Source organism: Streptomyces sp. L2, from assembly GCF_004124325.1.
Taxonomy (GTDB): domain Bacteria; phylum Actinomycetota; class Actinomycetes; order Streptomycetales; family Streptomycetaceae; genus Streptomyces.
Genome location: NZ_QBDT01000001.1, coordinates 7,450,013 through 7,466,541, shown reverse-complemented (window position 1 = coordinate 7,466,541; position 16,529 = coordinate 7,450,013). Strand labels below are relative to the sequence as shown.

Genomic DNA, 16,529 nt, shown 5'->3' with positions numbered 1-16,529 from the left:
CCTACGCCCCGGCGATGCTCCAGGTACGGGAGGCCCAGTTCCTCAAGTGGGGGGCCTGGGCGACGAGATCACGGTAGGCGGCGGTGGCCGACTGGAAGAGCGTCTCCACCTCGTCCTCGGTGACGGAGTCCGGCCGCCAGGCCAGCACGTAGCGGCACCACAGCGGCGAGCCGACCAGCGGCTTGACGACGACGTGCGGGATCGGGCGCAGCGTCGGCTGGACCATGGACACGCCCAGGCCGTCGGCGATCATGCTCTGCAACTGGGCCTGGTCCCCGAGGAATTCGTGCACGGCGACCGGGGTGAACCCGGCCGCGGCGCAGGCGTCGTAGAACACCCCGGGCCAGCCGGCGCCGTCGTCCGGGGTCACGAACCACGCGTCCTCGGCGAGGTCGGCGAGCTGGACCTGGGCGCTCTGGCGCAGCCGGTGCCGGGAGGGGAGGGCCACGAAGGTGGGCTCGGTGACGATCCCGCGGTGCTTGACCGACGCCGAGTGCCGCAGCTCCCGTCCGGGGTAGTCGGCGGCGATGGCCGCGTCCGCCGCCGCGCCCTCGAGCAGTTCCACGATCCGTGAGGAGGCGTAGGCGCTGGTCACGGCGACGGTCAGCTCGGGCATCCGGGTGCGCATCCGGGAGACGGTGCCGGACAGCATCGGGGAGTTGGTCGCCGCGATCCGCAGGGTGCGGCCGGGCCGGGCGGCGGCGGTGCGGTGGCCGATGGCGTCGGCACGGGCCAGTACGTCGCGGGCCTGGGCGACGACCTCGGCGCCGTACCGGGTCGGCCGGACCCCGCCCGTGCCGCGCTCGAAGAGCGGCTCGCCCAGGAAGCGCTCGATGCGCCGGAGCTGGGTGCTGACGGCGGGCTGCGAGTAGCCCAGCTGTGTGGCGGCCCGGCCCACACTGCCGGCGTCGGCGATCGCGCACAGCACGCGCAGATGCCGCAGCTCCAGCTCCATCGGTCCACTCCCCGTCTCGTTCCGGCGGCAGCGTTCCATTGTCCCGCCCCGGGCACAAGTTCGAGTTCCGGACTGCGGGTCGGTGTCCGTCCGGGCCCGAGCCGCGGTCCGGAGCCGCGGGAAGCCTCTTGCCTAAAGCTTATAGGTAGATGCATACTTACTTTAGGCAAAGGAAAGGTTCATCATGGTGCGAGCGGGGCTGACCACCGAGCGGCTGGTCCGGGCGGCAGCGGAGCTGGCCGACGAGGCCGGCTTCGAACAGGTCACGCTCTCGGCGGTGGCCCGCCGGTTCGACGTCAAGGTGGCGAGCCTGTACTCGCACCTGAAGAACTCCCACGACCTCAAGAGCCGCATCGCCCTGCTCGCCCTTCAGGAGATGGCCGACCGTGCCGCCGAGGCCCTGGCCGGACGGGCCGGCAAGGACGCGCTGGACGCGTTCGCCGGCGTCTACCGCGACTACGCCCGCGCCCACCCCGGCCGCTACGAGGCCGCCCGGTACCGGCTGGATCCGGAAACCGCCGCGGCGAGCGCGGGCGGCCGGCACGCGCAGATGACGCGGGCCATCCTGCGGGGCTACCAGCTGACCGAACCCGACGAGACCCACGCGGTCCGGCTGCTGGGCAGCGTCTTCCACGGCTTCGTGAGCCTGGAGTCCGCCGGCGGTTTCAGCCACAGTGCGCCCGGCTCCGAGGAGTCCTGGACGCGGATCCTGGACGCCCTGGACGCCCTGCTCCGTACCTGGCCGACCCCCGGCCGCTGAACCGCGGACACGACCGAAACGCAGGCACGCCACTCATGACCTCCACCCAGCCCGGCTGGATCACCACTCCCCTCACCGACGCCCTCGTCTGCGGCGCCCTCGACCTCGAACGCACCGCGCACGGACTGCTGCCGCACCGGCTGCCCGCCGCGGCCCGCGCCCAGTGCACCGACCCGCAGCTGGCCATGGCCGAGTCCCAGCCGTCCGGCGTGCGGCTCGTGTTCCGCACCCGCGCCACCGCCGTCGAGCTGGACACCGTGCCGACCAAGCGGGTCTACACCGGCGCGCCGCCCCGGCCGGACGGGGTGTACGACCTCCTCGTCGACGGACGCCCGGCCGGCAGCACCTCGGTGGCGGGCGGCCACACCGTGACCGTCGACCTGTCCACCGGCAGCGCCGAGCACCGGCCCGGTCCGGTCGGCACCGCGCGCTTCACCGGCCTGCCCGACCGGGTCAAGGACGTGGAGATCTGGCTTCCGCACAAGGAGACCACCGAACTGGTCGCCCTGCGCACCGACGCACCCGTGGAACCGGTCCCGGACGCGGGCCGCGCGGTCTGGCTGCACCACGGCAGTTCGATCAGCCACGGCTCCGACGCGGCGAGCCCCACCACCACCTGGCCGGCGCTCGCCGCCGCACTCGGCGGGGTGGAGCTGGTCAACCTCGGCCTGGGCGGCAGCGCCCTGCTCGATCCGTTCACGGCGCGGGCCATCCGCGACACGCCGGCCGACCTCGTCTCCGTCAAGCTCGGCATCAACCTGGTCAACACCGACCTGATGCGGCTGCGCGCCTTCGGACCCGCCGTGCACGGCTTCCTCGACACCGTGCGCGAGGGCCATCCGGACGTCCCGCTCCTGGTGATCTCGCCGATCCTGTGCCCGATCCACGAGGACACGCCGGGCCCCAGCCTGCCGGATCTCAGCGGTCTCGCCGACGGCCGGCTGAGGTTCGTGGCCGCCGGCGACCCGGCGGAGACCGCGGCCGGGAAGCTGACCCTCCGGGTGATCCGGGAGGAGCTGGCCCGGATCGTGGCGCTGCGGGCCGCTTCGGACCCGCATCTGCACCACCTCGACGGCCGTGCCCTCTACGGCGAGCAGGACGCGGCCGAACTGCCGCTGCCCGACGCGCTGCACCCCGACGCGGCGACGCACCGCCGCATGGGCGAACGGTTCGCCGCGCTGGCGTTCGCGGCGGACGGCCCCTTCGCGGCGCATCGCGCCGGGTCCGCGTCCCCGCGCGCGTGAGTCCTCTCAGACGAGGTGGGCGAAGACCACCAGGTTCTCCGTGTAGTCCTTGGCCGTGTGGTCGTAGGCGCCGGAGCAGGTGATGAGCCGCACCTCGGGCCGGTCGGCGTCGGCGTAGACGCGCTTGCTGGGGAAGTTGTCCTTGTCGAAGTTCTCGGCGTCGTCGACGACGAAGGTCGCCGTCCGCCCGTCGGCCCGCTCCACGGAGAAGGTGTCGCCGGGCTTGAGCAGGTACAGGTTGGCGAAGACGGCGGCGGAGGTCTTCGTGTCCACGTGCCCGGCGATGACCGCGGTGCCCGTCTCCCCGGGGGACACGCCGGCGGAGTACCAGCCGACCAGGTTGGTGTTGTCGGCCGGCGGGGGCTGGAGCTGGTCCGAGGCGTTGGTGACGAGGACGGTGAACGGGGCGTTCACGGAGATCTTCGGGATGAGCAGCCGGGTCGGCGCGGACCGGGGCAGCGGGGCGGCCGCGCGTGCGCTGCCCGTCGGGCCCGTGGACGGGCTGGTGGGGACGGCGGGGGCGGAGGCCTTGGCGCCGTCGACGCGGGACGCCTCCGACGTGGGGTCGGTGCCCTTGTGGCCGCCGAACATGCCGAGGGCGACGACGGCGATCGCCACGCCCCACAGGGTCAGCCGTCCGCCGCCGCGGGAAGCGGGCTCGTCCGGTGCCGGTTCGTCGGGGGTCGGGGAGGAGGGAGCAGCTGCCATCGGACACCACCTCACTCGGGCACGGCAGCACGGGGGTCGGGGTGTGGGGGCGCGGGCCGCCGGCACGGTGTGCGCCGGCGGCGGCCGCTGCCCCCAGGGGTGCGGACGCGGTCAGGCCGGCTGGGCGCCCTTGCGGCGGCGCAGCGCGAACGCTCCGGCGCCGGCCAGCCCCAGGACGGCCAGGCCGCCCACGGTGACCCCGGACGTGGTGGCGAGGCCGCCGCCGCCGGTGTGCATGCCGCCGTGCGGCTTGTCGTGGTCGCCGCTCCAGCCGCCGTCGCCCTTGTCCCGGTAGGTGTCGGGGTCGAACCGGCTGTCGCCCTGGCCCTGGCCGCCCCAGTCGCCGTTCACCATGGCCAGGGCACCGCCACCCGTGTGCATTCCGCCGCGCGGCGCGTCGTGGCTGTGTCCGTTGTCGTGCTCCGTGCTGTAGTCCTTGTCGTGTTCCTTGCCGGACCCCTTGTCGTGCTCCTTGCTGTACGAGGAGTCGCCGTGGCCTCCGTCCCCGCTCGCGGTGACGGCGAACGCGGCCCCCGGCGTGGTGAAGGCGAGGGCGGCGGTGGCCGCCGCCGTGGCGAGAAGCATGCGGGCAGAACGCATATCGATGTCCTTCCGCCGTGGCCGGGCAGCGGATACCCCATCAGCTGAATAGACCCGGCTCCGACATGAACCACCGTCAGTCAGGCCGTTCCGGGGCACCATCCGGGCCGCCCACCCGTGTCAGGACGCCACCCGTCTGCCCCACTCCCCCAGCTACAGGGCGGCGACTCGGTGCGCCATACCGGTGACGGACGCGCGACACGAACGGCGGCGGCCCCGGCCGGGGTTCCCGGCCGGGGCCGCCGCGGTGGCCGTACGCGGGGTCCCGGGTTACCAGGTCACCGGCAGCCGCTCGGGGATGCGTTTCATGAAGCCGGTGCGCCAGACCAGCTCGCCGGGCGGGACGGCGAGGGCGAGGCCGGGCAGGCGGGCGAGGAGGACCTCCAGGGCGGTGCGGGCGTGGGCGCGGCCCAGTGCGGTGGCGGGGCAGTAGTGAGCGCCGCCGCCGAAGGAGAGGTGGTCGGCGGTGTTGTCGCGGCGGACGTCGAAGCGGTGCGGGTCGGGGAACTTCTCCGGGTCGAGGTTGGCTCCCTCGACCAGGACCAGGACCAGTTCACCGGCGCGTACGTCGACGTCGCCGAGCCGGACGTCCTCCAGGGCGAGGCGGGGCAGCCCGTCGCCGATGGAGAGGTTCACCCGCAGCAGTTCCTCCACCCCGGGGCCGATCAGCTCGGGCCGGTCCCGGAGCAGTTCCAGGGTGCCGGGGTGGGTGAGCAGGTACACCAGGGCCATGGTGAGGAAGCCCGAGGTGGAGACGGTGCCCGCGCCGAACAGGGTGACGCCGACGGTGGCCAGCATCTCGTCGGTGAGGTGGGCGTAGTCGGGGTCGTCGCGCAGGGCGGCGAGTTCACCCATCAGGCCGTGTGTCGCGGGGTCGTCGAGCAGGGCCGTCATACGGGCGATGTCGCGGTCCCAGTTGATCCGCGCGCCGGTGATCGGGCAGGGCGAGTTCATGAAGGCGATGTCGAGGCTGCGCAGGAAGGCGGGGCCTTCGGTCTGCGGGATGCCGAGGAGGTGGCAGTGCATGCCCGCGGAGTACGGCTCGCAGAACGCGCCGCGCAGGTCGGCGGTGGGCCCGTCGGCGACCAGCCGGTCCACCAGCCGTTCGGCGTCCGCCCGCAGCCACTCGGCCAGGCCGGGCGTCTTGGGGTTGACGGCCTTCATCACCGCCCGGCGCAGCCCGGCGCCGGTGATGTTGCCCATGTTGTTCACGACCTCGGGCGGGATCGTGAGCGCGTACTGCCGGGGCACGCCGGGCGCGGAGGTGTCCTTGAGGGAGAAGCGGGGGTCCTTCAGGACCTGGTGGCACAGCTCGTAGGAGGAGACCAGCCAGGCCTCGTCACCGGCGATGGTGCGCACCCGCCGCACGGGGGCGGTGGCGCGCAGTTCCTCGACCTCGGCGGGCACGCGGGTGCCGTCCCAGGAGAAGGGGAAGCCGGGCAGGCTCGGGGCGTCGGGGGCGGTGGTCATGCCACGGCTCCTTCCAGGGCGGCGGGGGTGACTACGGCGTGGCCCTGGTTGCGGGAGGCACGCAGGCCGGCGCCCCGGGAGTAGAGCAGCTCGGCCATGGGCAGCAGTTGGTGGTAGCAGTTGAGGGAGGACGGCACCTTGAGGACGGCGGGGGTGTCGAGGAACAGCGGGGCCTCGGCGACCACGTACTCCAGGCACACGGCGCGCTGCCGTTCGCTCACGGGCTCGCCGCGTGCGGAGAGGAAGCGGGTCACCAGCGCGTTGCAGACGGCCCGGAACTCGGCGTCGGCGGTCAGCCGGTTCTTCAGCTCCCGGTGGATCTCCTGGTAGGCGGGATTGGTCCGGAAGGAGGACATCGGGTGCCAGTCCAGCCGCTCGCCGTCCGGGTCGGCGGCCGTGACCGCGTCCCGGACCTTCGCGCGTACACCGCGCAGGTTCTTCACCGCCTTGCGGCGGGCCTCGTCGGGCGGGTAGCCGGATGCCTCGTAGGTCTCGGCCACGTACAGGTCGGTGTAGACGAAGTCGACCCTGTCGAAGTGGTCCAGTCCCCAGCGGGCGAGGTCGTGCAGGCGGCGGGCCGAGAAGTAGCTGTTGCCCGGGGACACACCGATCACGGCGTGTGCGCCCTCGCCGAAGATGACTTCGCAGTGGGAGGTGTAGGGCTGAACCTCGAAGACGTCGGCCATCAGCACGGATGCTGTGGTCAAAGGGGTGAATCCTCCACCGCTCGCTAGTCCCTGCAGGGCCCTGTGCCCCTGGTGTGGCGATGCGGCGCCCTCACGCTAGCCGCACGAAACCAACACGGGTAGTTACCGCCTGGGTTTGGCTGAAAATAGTCGTATCAATGGTCGAAGTGCCGTGCGGTGGACGTCACTTGCGGGACGTACGCTGGGGCCGTGGTCGACCGAGACGAGAGTGCCGAGAGCGCGGGACAGGTGGCGTCCCGGCTCACCGGGCGCCGGGTCACGGCGGAGCGGGCGGCCTCCGGGTCACCGGCTGAAGTGGTCCTGGAGGGCGGTCCGGTGGTGATGGTCAAGCGCGGCGACGCCCCGGGGGCGGTGCGCGCGGAGGTGGCCGGGCTGCGCTGGCTGGCCGGCGCGGGCGCGGTCCGGGTGCCCGCGGTGCTCGGGCACGACGAGCGGTGGCTGGTGACGGAGCGGGTGGACACCGGGCGTCCCGACGCCGGGGCGGCGGCGCGTTTCGGCCATGCGCTGGCGCACCTGCACGCCGCCGGCGCACCGGAGTTCGGCGCGGCGCCGCCGGGCGGCCCCGAGGACGCGTTCATCGGACGCGCCCCGATGCGCAACGAGCCCGGCACCGACTGGCCGGCCTGGTACGCCGAGCACCGCGTCCTGCCGTATCTGCGGGCGGCTGTCGACGCCGGGACCGTGCGCGCCGGGGAGGCGGCGGTGATCGAGCGGGTCTGCGCGCGGCTGCCGGACCTCGCGGGACCGGCCGAGCCGCCGGCCCGGCTGCACGGGGACCTGTGGAACGGCAATGTGCTCTGGGGCGCGGACGGGGAGGTCCGGCTCATCGACCCGGCCGCGCACGGCGGGCACCGCGAGACGGACCTGGCGATGCTACGGCTGTTCGGCTGCCCCCAGCTGGAACGGGTCCTGGCCGGCTATCAGGAGGCGGCGCCGCTCGCCGAGGGCTGGACCCGCCGCGTCGGGCTGCACCAGTTGTTCCCGCTGCTGGTGCACGCCGTGCTGTTCGGTCGGGGCTACGGCGAACAGGCCGCCGCGGCGGCCCGGGAGGCACTGACGGGCTGACCGGGCGCACGGCCGGAGGGATTGGCGGCCCGGCGGGACCGGCGGGATCGGCGGGACCGGCGGGACCGGCGGGATCGGCGAGATCGGCGAGATCGGCGAGATCGGCGAGATCGGCGAGATCGGCGAGATCGGCGGGATCGGCGAGATCGGCGGGACCGGCGAGATCGGCGAGATCGGCGGGATCGGCGAGATCGGCGGGACCGGCGGGATTGGCGGGACCGGCGTCAGTGGCTCACCTGACGCCCTGACGGATCTCCTCCAGCCGCGTCGTCAGACGCTGGTGGCGCTGCGAGGCCGCCTGGGAGGAGTTCAGCCCCTGGTGTCCGGCGATCTGCCGCCAGTCCATGCCCCGGCGGCGCGCCTCCATCACCACCTGGCTCTCCAGCCGGTCCAGTTGGTGACGCAGTCCGTCGAAGAGGCTGAGGGCCGCACCGATGTCATCGAGCGTGACATGCGACACATCGTCAGCCTCGCCGCGGTGGTGTCCGGTGGCCGTCAGCAGCCGCCCGAGAAGGGCCGCGTCCCGGGCCAGTCGGGCCGGCACGCTGTCGGCGGGGGCGTCCTCCGTGATCGCGGCCAGCCTGCGCCTGGCCGCTTCCTGGGCGTCATGTGCCATGCGGGCATGCTATCCCGGGCGTGCAACGGAACAACGTTGTGTTGTTTCCTTGTTCCGGCTCCCGGGGTACCGCTCCCGACGGCCCCTCTCCGGGCGCCGGTCACTCAGCGTAAGGAAACCAATCACCCGTTCGATTCGTATAAGGACGTGAAAGCCGAATCAGGGAGAGACCATGCAACCGTTCACGCTCAACTACGCGCGGCCCGCAGTGGAGTTGGACGTCACCACTCCGTACGCGTACGACTCCGGACTGCAGTTGAACGTCCTCCCGGACGGAAGGATCGCCGCCTCCGACCACGCGACTCTGAGAGCACTGGGGACCACGACCTCGACGGCCGGGTCCAAGACGCACTTCGACGACTGACCGCGGGCCATCGACGATGACCGTGCTCATCCTGACCAGTGAAGAGGACGTGACGGCGGACATGGTGGTCCTCCGGCTGGGCGAGGCCGGCGTGCCCGTCGTCCGGCTCGACCCCGCCGATCTCACCAACGGCGTGGCGCTGTCGGGCGAGTACGTGCAGGGCGCCGGCCGCGGACACCTGTCCGTCGGCGGGCGCCTGGTGAGCATGAGCGGCCTGCGCTCCGTCTGGGTGCGCAGGCCGGGCGCGGCGGCCGCCCGCGCGGCCCAGCCGTCCGCGTGGCTGACGGAGGAGTCCACGCAGGCGCTGTACGGCATGCTGCGCTGCACGGACGCGCGCTGGATGAACCATCCGGACGCCGCCCGCCGGGCCCGTCACAAGCCCTGGCAGCTGCGGCTCGCGCAGGACAGCGGGCTGGCCGTGCCGGCCACCCTCATCACGACGTTCCCGCAGGCGGCCCGGGAGTTCGCGGAGCGCTTCCCCGACCTGGTGGTCAAGCCGGTGTCCGGCGCGCATCCGCAGGAGCCGCCGCGCGCCGTGCCGACCAGCCGGGTGGCCCCCGGCACCGACTTCGCGGCCGTCGCCTACGGCCCGACCCTGCTGCAGCGGCGTATCGCGAAGCGGGCCGACATCCGGCTCACGGTCGTCGGCGACCGGCTGCTGGCCGCGCGCAAGCCGGCCGACCCCGACGCCCATCCCGACGACGTGGACGTGCGGTTCGCCCCGTCGGTCTCCCCCTGGCTGCCGACCGAGACCCCCCACCGGGTCGCCGAGTCGGTGCGCCGTTACATGCGGGGCGCCGAACTGGCCTACGGCGCCTTCGACTTCGCGGAGGACGCGGACGGCATCTGGTGGTTCCTGGAGTGCAACCAGTCCGGCCAGTTCGGCTTCGTCGAGATGGACACCGGGCAGCCCGTCGCGGCGACCATAGCCGCCTGGCTGGCGGGAGACGGCGAACCGTCACGGACCCCGGCGGACGGTGAGCGGAACACGGCATCGTGAGGTGGCGGGGACGGTTCACGAGAAGGTGGTGGGGACGGTTCACGGAAAGGACGACGGCATGCGCGTAGGACTGCTCGGCACGGGCCCGTGGGCCCGGGCGGCGCACGCACCGGCCCTCGCGGAGCACCCCGGGCTGGACTTCGCCGGGGTGTGGGGCCGCCGCCCGGAGGCGGCCCGCGCGCTCGCGGAGCGGTACGGCGTCCGGGCGTACGACGACGTCGGCGCGCTGTTCGCCGACGTCGATGCGGTGGCCGTCGCCCTGCCTCCCTCCGTGCAGGCCGGGTTGACGGTGCGGGCGGTGCGGGCGGGCTGTCATCTGCTGCTGGACAAGCCGCTCGCGCTCGACGTCGCCGAAGCACGGTCCGTGGCCGGGGCGGTGGAGCGCGCCGAGGTCGCCTCCGTGGTCTTCTTCACCACGCGGTTCCAGCGGGAACCGCAGGCGTGGATCGAGGAACAGGCCGCCGTTCCGGGCTGGTTCACGGCTCGGGCGCAGTGGCTCGGGGCGGTGTTCACCGGGGACAGCCCGTTCGCGGCGTCGCCGTGGCGGCGGGAGCGGGGCGCCCTGTGGGACGTGGGGCCGCACGCGCTGTCCGTCCTGCTGCCGGTCCTCGGCGACGTCCGGCAGGTTCTGACCACGGCCCACGGCGCCGCGGACACTGTGTATCTGGTCCTCGACCACGCCGGCGGCGCGTCGAGCACCCTCACCCTGAGTCTGTCGGCGCCCCCGGCCGCGGCGGGCGCCGACGTCGAACTCCGCGGGGAGTCCGGCGTGACCCTGCTGCCGCGCAGTTCCGAGGGCGCCGTCCCGGCCCTCGTACGTGCCGCGGACGCCCTCCTGACCTCGGCCCGCACGGGCCGCCCCCACCCCTGCGACGCCACCTTCGGCCTACGCGTCACCGAGATCCTGGCGACGGCCGAAGCCCAACTTCATGGCTCCCCCCGCCCCTGAAGGGGGCGCGGGGAACTGCGCGAACGGGGCTCCAGGGGCGGAGCCCCAGGGACGGGAAGGGAAGGGGCGGCGGGGGCGAAAACCGGCCAGTCAGCAGCTCACCCGGCGCTCCCCTCCCCCTTCGCCCAGAAGTTCAGCCGCTCCCGGGTCACCGGATATCCCGCACGGGCGAAGTGCGCGGCCATCGGAACGTTCCCCCGATCCGTCGCACCGGCGACGAACTCCGCGCCCCGTTCGACGAGGAAGTGCGTGCACTCGGCGAGCAGGTCGAACGCGTACCCGTGCCCCCGCTGTTCGGGCACGACACCGATGAAGCCGACGCACGGCCCGGACGGGTTGTGGGCGGGGATGTGAATGCCGACGAGCTCGCCCGCGGGGGTGCGCGCGACCTGCCACCACTCCCGCGGCGAGGGGAACCAGCGGAAGACCTCCAGCTCTTCCCGCGCCGCCTGCTCCACTCCCCCTTCCTCGACGGCCCGGAGGGCGTGCGCGTCCAGGGTGACGGAGTGGATGCGGCGCAGCAGGCCGTCGAACACGGCGTCGTCCGGTTCGGCGGTGAAGCGCAGCCGGCCGGGTCGCTCGGGCAGGCCGCGGTCGCGGGTCCAGCGGTACAGGAACCGCTCGACGAGCGGCTCGTAGCCGGCGGTGCGGGCAGCGGCCGTACGGGCGTCGACGGCGGCCCGCAGCGTGGCCGACTCGCGCCAGCCCGGGGGGACGTCGAGGTCGATCTCGTCGACCCGCCAGGGCGCGGTCCGCAGCAGGGCGGCTCCCGCGTCCTGTTCGCCGTCGGCCACGTCGAACCAGTTGACGAGGAGCGGCTCGGTGTCCTCGGGCCTGCCCCACCAGGCGGCGCGGGCCACGACCAGTCCGGCGCGCAGGGCGACCCGCTGCCAGTCGGGGCGGAAGCGGGTACGCCGGTGCTTCTCGGCGAGGCCGAGCGGATCGGGCAGGGTGTCGAACAGGTGGGCACTGCTCTCGTCGAGCGTGCGGATGACCAGGTCGGTCATGGGTGTCCTTCCGGAATCGCGTGCGGTGTGCGGCGCTCCCGGTCGGATGGTGACGACGTCGGATTCAGTCGTGGCACGCCCTGGCAACGGGGAGGGGGGAGCGCGGGCAGGCTGTGGTCATGACGCTCGCCTCCTTCCGTCCGTCGCGGGCGTGCTGCTGGAGCCTAGGGGGCGGGGCAGGTGGGCGTCCACCGCATTTCCGGCGGCGCGGCGGGGGTCGGCGTAGCGTGGTGTCGTGGCTTCGGGACCGGGGCGCGGTGGCTTGTCGCGTCAGGACCGGGAGGACCGCGGCTGGCTGCGGGGCGCACCGCCACCGCGCTGGGTCCGGGTGCTGCCGGTTCTGCTGCTCGTGGCGGTCACCGTGGCCACGCTGCTCACCCCGGACGCGCGCGACGTCGGCTTCCTGCTGGGCGCGATCCCGCCGCTGGCCGTCCTGTCGTACGGCTGGGCGGCGACCGCGGTCCTCGGTGCCCTGGTCGTCGTCGTGATGAACGTGCCGGCCACGCATCTGAACCGGCCCGGCAACACGGACCTGCTCACCGTCGTGTTCGTCGCGGTGCTGAGTGTGTTCGTGTCCTACGTGCGCAGCCGCCGGGACGCCCAGCTGAACACCGAGCGCGCGATCGGCGAGGCGGTGCAGCGGGCCGTGATGCCGCCGCTGCCCGAACGGGTCGGGCGGGTCGGGTGCACGGGGTTCTACCGGGCCGCAGAGGACGGGACGCTGGTGGGCGGGGACTTCTTCGACGTGCGGGAGGGGCCGTACGGGGTCCGGGCGGTGATGGGGGACGTGCGGGGGCACGGGCTCGCCGCGGTCGCGACGGTGGTGTCGCTGCTGGGTGCCTTCCGCGAGGCGGTGCTGGACCTGCCGGACCTGGTGTCGGTCGCCGACCGGATGGACCGCAGACTGGCCGTGGACTCGGCCGGTGTGCGGCACGGTGAGCTGTTCGCGACGGGGCTGCTGCTGGAGTTCTCCGCCGACGCCCGCACGGTCCGTGTGGTCGCCTGCGGTCATCCGGCGCCGGTCCTGCTGCACGGCGGGCGCGCCCGGGAGATCGGCGTCCGGCCGGGACCGCCGTTCGGGCTGGGCCTGGTGGGCATGGACCCGCCGAAGGAGGTCACCGTGCCGCTGGAGCCGGGCGACCGGCTCTTCCTGGCCTCCGACGGCGTCTGGGAGGCCCGCGACCCGGCCGGTGTCTTCTACCCGCTGCCGGAGCGGCTGGCCGCCCTGTCGGGCACGACGGCCGCCGGCCTGCCGGCCGCGGTGTGGGCGGAGCTGATGCGGCACTACGAGGTCCGCGACGACGCCACCATGCTGGTGCTGGAGCCGGGGCCGGACGGCGCGCCGCCGGACGTCTGACGGCGCCGGGCCTACGGTGGGCCGTCGTCCGGCGGGGCTCTACGGCGCGCCTCCGGACGCCTGACGGGGGGCTCTACGGCACGCCGCCGGGCGCCTGACGGCTCATCTGGCCTCGCTCTCGCCCTCCGCGTCGATACGCGGCATGAGCCGGTCCAGCCACAGGGGTGTCCACCAGGCGTGCCGGCCGAGCAGGGTCATGACGGCGGGGACGAGCAGCAGGCGTACGACGGTGGCGTCGATGAGGACGCTCACGGCGAGGCCGAGCCCCAGCATCTTCACCACGATGTTGTCGCTGAGGATGAACGCGGCGAACACGCTCACCATGATCAGGGCGGCGCAGGTGATGACCCGGGCGGTGATCTCCAGGGCGTGGGCCACCGCGGCCTTGGCGTCCTGGGTGCGCATCCAGGCCTCGTGCACGCGGGACAGCAGGAAGATCTCGTAGTCCATGCTGAGGCCGAAGATGATGGCGAACATCATCATCGGGACATAGCTCTCGATGGGCACCTTGCCGTGGACGCCGAGCGCGGGGCCGCCCCACCCCCACTGGAACACGGCGACGACGACGCCGTACGAGGCCGCGATGGACAGCACGTTGAGCGCGGCGGCCTTGACGGCGACGAGCAGGCCGCGGAAGACGGCCAGGATGATCACGAAGGCCAGCGCGACGACGACGCCGATGATGAGCGGCAGCCGGCTGGAGACGATGTCCCGGAAGTCGACCTGTGCGGCGGTGGTGCCGGTGACGTACCCGTGGGCACTGGTGCCCTTGACCGCGTCGGGCAGGGTGGTGTGGACCAGCCGGTTGGTGAGGTCGGTCGTGGTGGCGCTCTGCGGGGACTGCTGGGAGTAGACGGTGGCGACCAGCACGTCGCCGTCCTTGGTGGGGGTCAGCGGGGTGACGGTGGCGGCTCCGGCCACGGAGTTCAGGGTCTTCTGCGCCTGGCTGCTCAGGGCGGAGCGCTGGTCGGAGGGAACGCTGCTCTGGTCGACGACCACCGTGAGGGGCCCGTTGGAGCCGGGGCCGAAGGCGTTGGTCATCAGGTCGTAGGCCCGGCGGTCGGTGAACGACGTCGGATCGGCGCCGTCGCCGATGTGGCCGAGCTGGATGGAGAACACTGGGATCGCGAGGACGACGATCGCCGCGATGCCCGCCGCCAGGAACCAGGCCGGCCGGCGCTCCACCTTGCGGGCGTAGTTGTGCCAGGTGCCGTGCGGTTCGGCGCCCGGCTCGGCGTCGGTCTCGGCGATGGGGCGGCGCACCTTCAGGCGGTCGATGCGGCGGCCGACGAGGCCCAGCAGGGCGGGGACCAGGGTGAGCGCGCCGAGGACGGCCGTGACGACCGTGACCATGGCGGCCAGGCCGAGTTTGCCGATGAAGGACACCCCGGAGGCGTACAGGCCGGCCAGCGCGATGATCACCGTGCAGCCGGAGACGAGGACCGCGCGTCCGCTGGTGGTGGTGGCGTGCCCGGCGGCACGCACCGGATCGAGGCCGTCCATGAGGTTCTGCCGGTGCCGGGTGATCAGGAACAGGGCGTAGTCGATGCCGACGCCGAGCCCGATCATGGTGGCCAGGGTCGGGGAGACAGTCGCGAAGGTGAACGCGGTGGCCAGCAGGCCGAGGCAGGCGAGGCCGCAGATGACGCTGATGAGGGCGGTGACCAGGGGCGCGGCGGCGGCGATGACGCTGCCGAAGCCGATCAGCAGGACGACGATCGCGACCGCGAAGCCGATCAGCTCGCTGGTGCGGTCGTTGGCGTGCGGGCGGGCCAGCTCGCCGAGCGGGCCGCCGTACTCGACCTGGGCGCCCGCCGAGCGCAGCGGCTGCACGGCGTGGTTGACGCCGTCGAGGTAGCCGCTGCCGAGGGTGGAGGGCTGCACGTCGAAGCGGACGGTGATGTAGCCGGTCTTGGCGTCGGAGGACAGCGGGCCGACGTTGGGTCCCGACGGGGTCTTGCCGGCGGCGGCGAGCGGGTTCTGGGCGGCCAGGACGTGCGGCAGCTTCTGCAGGTCGCCGACCGTCGTGTTCATCTGCCCGCTGAGCGAGGTGAGCGGTTTGGCGCTGTCGCGCAGGACTATCTGGCTGCCGTAGCCGCCGGCCGCCGGGTCGTGCTGCTTCAGCACCTGCAGTCCCTGCTCGGACTGCACGCCGGGGAGGGTGAAGTTGTCCGAATAGCTGCCGCCGAAGGAGCGGTTGAGGACCTGGAGGACGGCCAGCGCCACCAGCCAGGCGACGATCACGAGCACGAAGTGGCGGGCGCACCACTGGCCGGTTCTTCGCAGGAGGCCCGCCCCGTGGCCCTCCGTGCGAACCCCCGTCTCCTTCGTCACTGCTCGGTTGGCGGCCATGGTCTGGACCCACTTCGCCGGAGACGACCGGACAGTCTCATTAGACGCCCGCCCCCTCGGCCCGTCATCTCGGACCAGCACGATCCCGCCGGGGCCGCATCCCGGGCCGGCCGAACCGGTGATCGGGGGTCGAACGGGTCCGCTCAAACGCCAGGCCTCGCCACCCCTTCCGCCAGGTAGAAATATCTACCAGCATGCATATGCCCGGGTTGGCAGGCAGCCGTACCAGATGCCCGGTCGCAGCCGTTTCCCCGCGCCCTGTCGGTCGACGATCCCCCGGAGCACTGCATGACGAACACGATGTGGATGCGGGGCGTGGAGTGGCTCGCCGCGGCGGCGGCCGACCCGCGCGCCTGCAAGTGGGAGTGGGACCACGGCGCGGGGGTCGCCCTGCTGGCGGCGGGCCGCTACTGGGACGTGCTGAGCGTGCCCGACCGGCTCGGCCTGCTCACCCTGGACCTGCTGTGGCGGCCCGCGCGGCCGGTCCCCGGTCCGACCCTGGTGGACGCCTCGGCGGGCCGGGTCGGCTTCTTCCTGCCGCCGGACCCGTCCGGGACGTGGGTGGGGGACGGGCTCCGCTACGCGACGAGGGGCGCCTGGGTGGCCGTACCGCCGCCGTACCGCCCCTCGCGCGCCCTGGAGTGGCTGGTCCCGCCCGACGGCAGTGCCAGGCTGCACGCGCCCGGTGCGCTGGAGGAGGCCCTGCGCCGGGCCAACGGCACGCTGGCCGTGCTCGCGCCGCTGTGCGAGCGGTGACGCGCGTCAGGAGCGGCCGGTCCGGTACGGCCCGAGCGGCGCGGACCCGGTGAACGAGGCGCACAGCGCGTCCGGTTCGGCGGGCACGGTCCGCCCCTCGGCCCGCCATTCGGCGACGAGCCGGGCGTAGATGGGCTCACGCGTCCGCAGGGCGTGAGCCGGCCCGGGGCGGGTGCCGGGCGGCGCGACCGGCTCCTGCGGACGCGGGAACAGGGAGGGGACGGGGCGATCCGGGCGGCCGGTGCGGTCCAGGCGGCCGGCGATGTCCAGGGGTGCCGTGGCGGCGGGGTGATCCGAGCACTCCGCGTGATCCATGGGCTCCGGGCGCCCGGTGCGGTCCGCGCCCTCGGTGCGGTCCGCGCCCTCGGTGCGGTCCGCGCCCTCGGTGCGGTCCGCGCCCTCGGTGCGGTCCGCGCCCTCGGTGCGCTCCGCGCCCTCGGTGCGCTCCGGGCGCTCGGTGCGCTCCGGGCGATCCATGCGGTTCATGCCGGGGCAACGGCCGTGGTGCCCCGCCGGTACGCCCGGCGCCTGGCGCTCACCGGGTCGGGTGAGCGCACCGCCCGAACGGGGTGTTCCGCCCGTCCGACAAGCATCCCGCGAGGAGGCGGCAGCCTCCGGT

17 protein-coding genes are annotated in these 16,529 nt (G+C 73.6%); 8 read left to right on the top strand and 9 right to left on the bottom strand.

The window, feature by feature from the left end; translation table 11 throughout:
• Position 1: 1 nt before the first annotated feature.
• Positions 2 to 955, bottom strand: coding sequence for a LysR family transcriptional regulator (locus DBP14_RS33405; protein ID WP_129311361.1), 954 nt, complete (start codon positions 953 to 955; stop codon positions 2 to 4).
• Positions 956 to 1,139: 184 nt separating this feature from the next.
• Between DBP14_RS33405 and DBP14_RS33400 the strand changes: the two genes are divergently transcribed.
• On the top strand, positions 1,140 to 1,715 hold the full coding sequence (locus DBP14_RS33400; RefSeq protein WP_129311360.1) for a TetR/AcrR family transcriptional regulator: 576 nt from the start codon (positions 1,140 to 1,142) through the stop codon (positions 1,713 to 1,715).
• A 35-nt stretch (positions 1,716 to 1,750) separates the two neighbouring features.
• The gene (locus tag DBP14_RS33395; RefSeq protein WP_129311359.1) at positions 1,751 to 2,959 is read left to right on the top strand and encodes a GDSL-type esterase/lipase family protein; all 1,209 of its coding nucleotides are present in this window, start codon (positions 1,751 to 1,753) and stop codon (positions 2,957 to 2,959) included.
• Positions 2,960 to 2,965: 6 nt separating this feature from the next.
• Here the strand turns inward: DBP14_RS33395 and DBP14_RS33390 are convergent, their stop codons facing one another.
• The 4 genes from DBP14_RS33390 to DBP14_RS33375 form a co-directional block, all read right to left on the bottom strand.
• The gene (locus tag DBP14_RS33390) at positions 2,966 to 3,667 is read right to left on the bottom strand and encodes a class F sortase (protein ID WP_129311358.1); all 702 of its coding nucleotides are present in this window, start codon (positions 3,665 to 3,667) and stop codon (positions 2,966 to 2,968) included.
• Positions 3,668 to 3,778: 111 nt separating this feature from the next.
• Positions 3,779 to 4,267, bottom strand: coding sequence for a hypothetical protein (locus DBP14_RS33385; protein WP_129311357.1), 489 nt, complete (start codon positions 4,265 to 4,267; stop codon positions 3,779 to 3,781).
• A gap of 270 nt (positions 4,268 to 4,537) precedes the next feature.
• The gene (locus DBP14_RS33380) at positions 4,538 to 5,737 is read right to left on the bottom strand and encodes a cytochrome P450 (protein ID WP_129311356.1); all 1,200 of its coding nucleotides are present in this window, start codon (positions 5,735 to 5,737) and stop codon (positions 4,538 to 4,540) included.
• Complete coding sequence (locus DBP14_RS33375) at positions 5,734 to 6,444, bottom strand: tRNA-dependent cyclodipeptide synthase (protein ID WP_241741108.1); 711 nt, start codon at positions 6,442 to 6,444, stop codon at positions 5,734 to 5,736. Before DBP14_RS33375 ends, DBP14_RS33380 begins: the two co-directional genes overlap by 4 nt.
• A 228-nt stretch (positions 6,445 to 6,672) precedes the next feature.
• Here DBP14_RS33375 and DBP14_RS33370 point away from each other — a divergent pair, with 228 nt between their 5' ends.
• Positions 6,673 to 7,509 carry a fructosamine kinase family protein gene (locus DBP14_RS33370; protein ID WP_129312216.1) on the top strand — a complete coding sequence of 279 codons (837 nt, stop codon included), beginning with the start codon at positions 6,673 to 6,675 and terminating at the stop codon, positions 7,507 to 7,509.
• A 232-nt stretch (positions 7,510 to 7,741) separates the two neighbouring features.
• On the opposite strand, the gene DBP14_RS33360 is transcribed toward DBP14_RS33370, so the two are convergent.
• The gene (locus DBP14_RS33360) at positions 7,742 to 8,125 is read right to left on the bottom strand and encodes a hypothetical protein (RefSeq protein ID WP_129311355.1); all 384 of its coding nucleotides are present in this window, start codon (positions 8,123 to 8,125) and stop codon (positions 7,742 to 7,744) included.
• A gap of 172 nt (positions 8,126 to 8,297) precedes the next feature.
• Between DBP14_RS33360 and tgmA the strand changes: the two genes are divergently transcribed.
• Genes tgmA through DBP14_RS33345 form a run of 3 tightly spaced genes read left to right on the top strand, consistent with a single transcriptional unit; the run spans position 8,298 to position 10,438 of the window.
• Positions 8,298 to 8,489, top strand: a complete 192-nt coding sequence (tgmA, locus tag DBP14_RS33355; protein WP_129311354.1) for a putative ATP-grasp-modified RiPP — start codon at positions 8,298 to 8,300, stop codon at positions 8,487 to 8,489.
• A gap of 16 nt (positions 8,490 to 8,505) precedes the next feature.
• Entirely contained in the window at positions 8,506 to 9,489 is a 984-nt protein-coding gene (gene tgmB, locus DBP14_RS33350) for an ATP-grasp ribosomal peptide maturase (RefSeq protein WP_129311353.1), read from the top strand.
• Positions 9,490 to 9,547: 58 nt separating this feature from the next.
• Positions 9,548 to 10,438, top strand: a complete 891-nt coding sequence (locus DBP14_RS33345; RefSeq protein ID WP_129311352.1) for a Gfo/Idh/MocA family oxidoreductase — start codon at positions 9,548 to 9,550, stop codon at positions 10,436 to 10,438.
• Between the two features lie 98 nt (positions 10,439 to 10,536).
• Here the strand turns inward: DBP14_RS33345 and DBP14_RS33340 are convergent, their stop codons facing one another.
• Positions 10,537 to 11,445 carry a GNAT family N-acetyltransferase gene (locus DBP14_RS33340; protein WP_129311351.1) on the bottom strand — a complete coding sequence of 303 codons (909 nt, stop codon included), beginning with the start codon at positions 11,443 to 11,445 and terminating at the stop codon, positions 10,537 to 10,539.
• 235 nt (positions 11,446 to 11,680) lie between these two features.
• Between DBP14_RS33340 and DBP14_RS33335 the strand changes: the two genes are divergently transcribed.
• The gene (locus DBP14_RS33335; protein WP_241741107.1) at positions 11,681 to 12,802 is read left to right on the top strand and encodes a PP2C family protein-serine/threonine phosphatase; all 1,122 of its coding nucleotides are present in this window, start codon (positions 11,681 to 11,683) and stop codon (positions 12,800 to 12,802) included.
• A gap of 102 nt (positions 12,803 to 12,904) precedes the next feature.
• Here the strand turns inward: DBP14_RS33335 and DBP14_RS33330 are convergent, their stop codons facing one another.
• Positions 12,905 to 15,154, bottom strand: coding sequence for an MMPL family transporter (locus tag DBP14_RS33330; protein WP_129311350.1), 2,250 nt, complete (start codon positions 15,152 to 15,154; stop codon positions 12,905 to 12,907).
• Between the two features lie 288 nt (positions 15,155 to 15,442).
• Here DBP14_RS33330 and DBP14_RS33325 point away from each other — a divergent pair, with 288 nt between their 5' ends.
• Positions 15,443 to 15,910, top strand: a complete 468-nt coding sequence (locus tag DBP14_RS33325) for a hypothetical protein (RefSeq protein ID WP_129311349.1) — start codon at positions 15,443 to 15,445, stop codon at positions 15,908 to 15,910.
• A gap of 6 nt (positions 15,911 to 15,916) precedes the next feature.
• Here the strand turns inward: DBP14_RS33325 and DBP14_RS36265 are convergent, their stop codons facing one another.
• The gene (locus DBP14_RS36265; protein ID WP_164992216.1) at positions 15,917 to 16,387 is read right to left on the bottom strand and encodes a hypothetical protein; all 471 of its coding nucleotides are present in this window, start codon (positions 16,385 to 16,387) and stop codon (positions 15,917 to 15,919) included.
• Positions 16,388 to 16,529 lie beyond the last annotated feature (142 nt).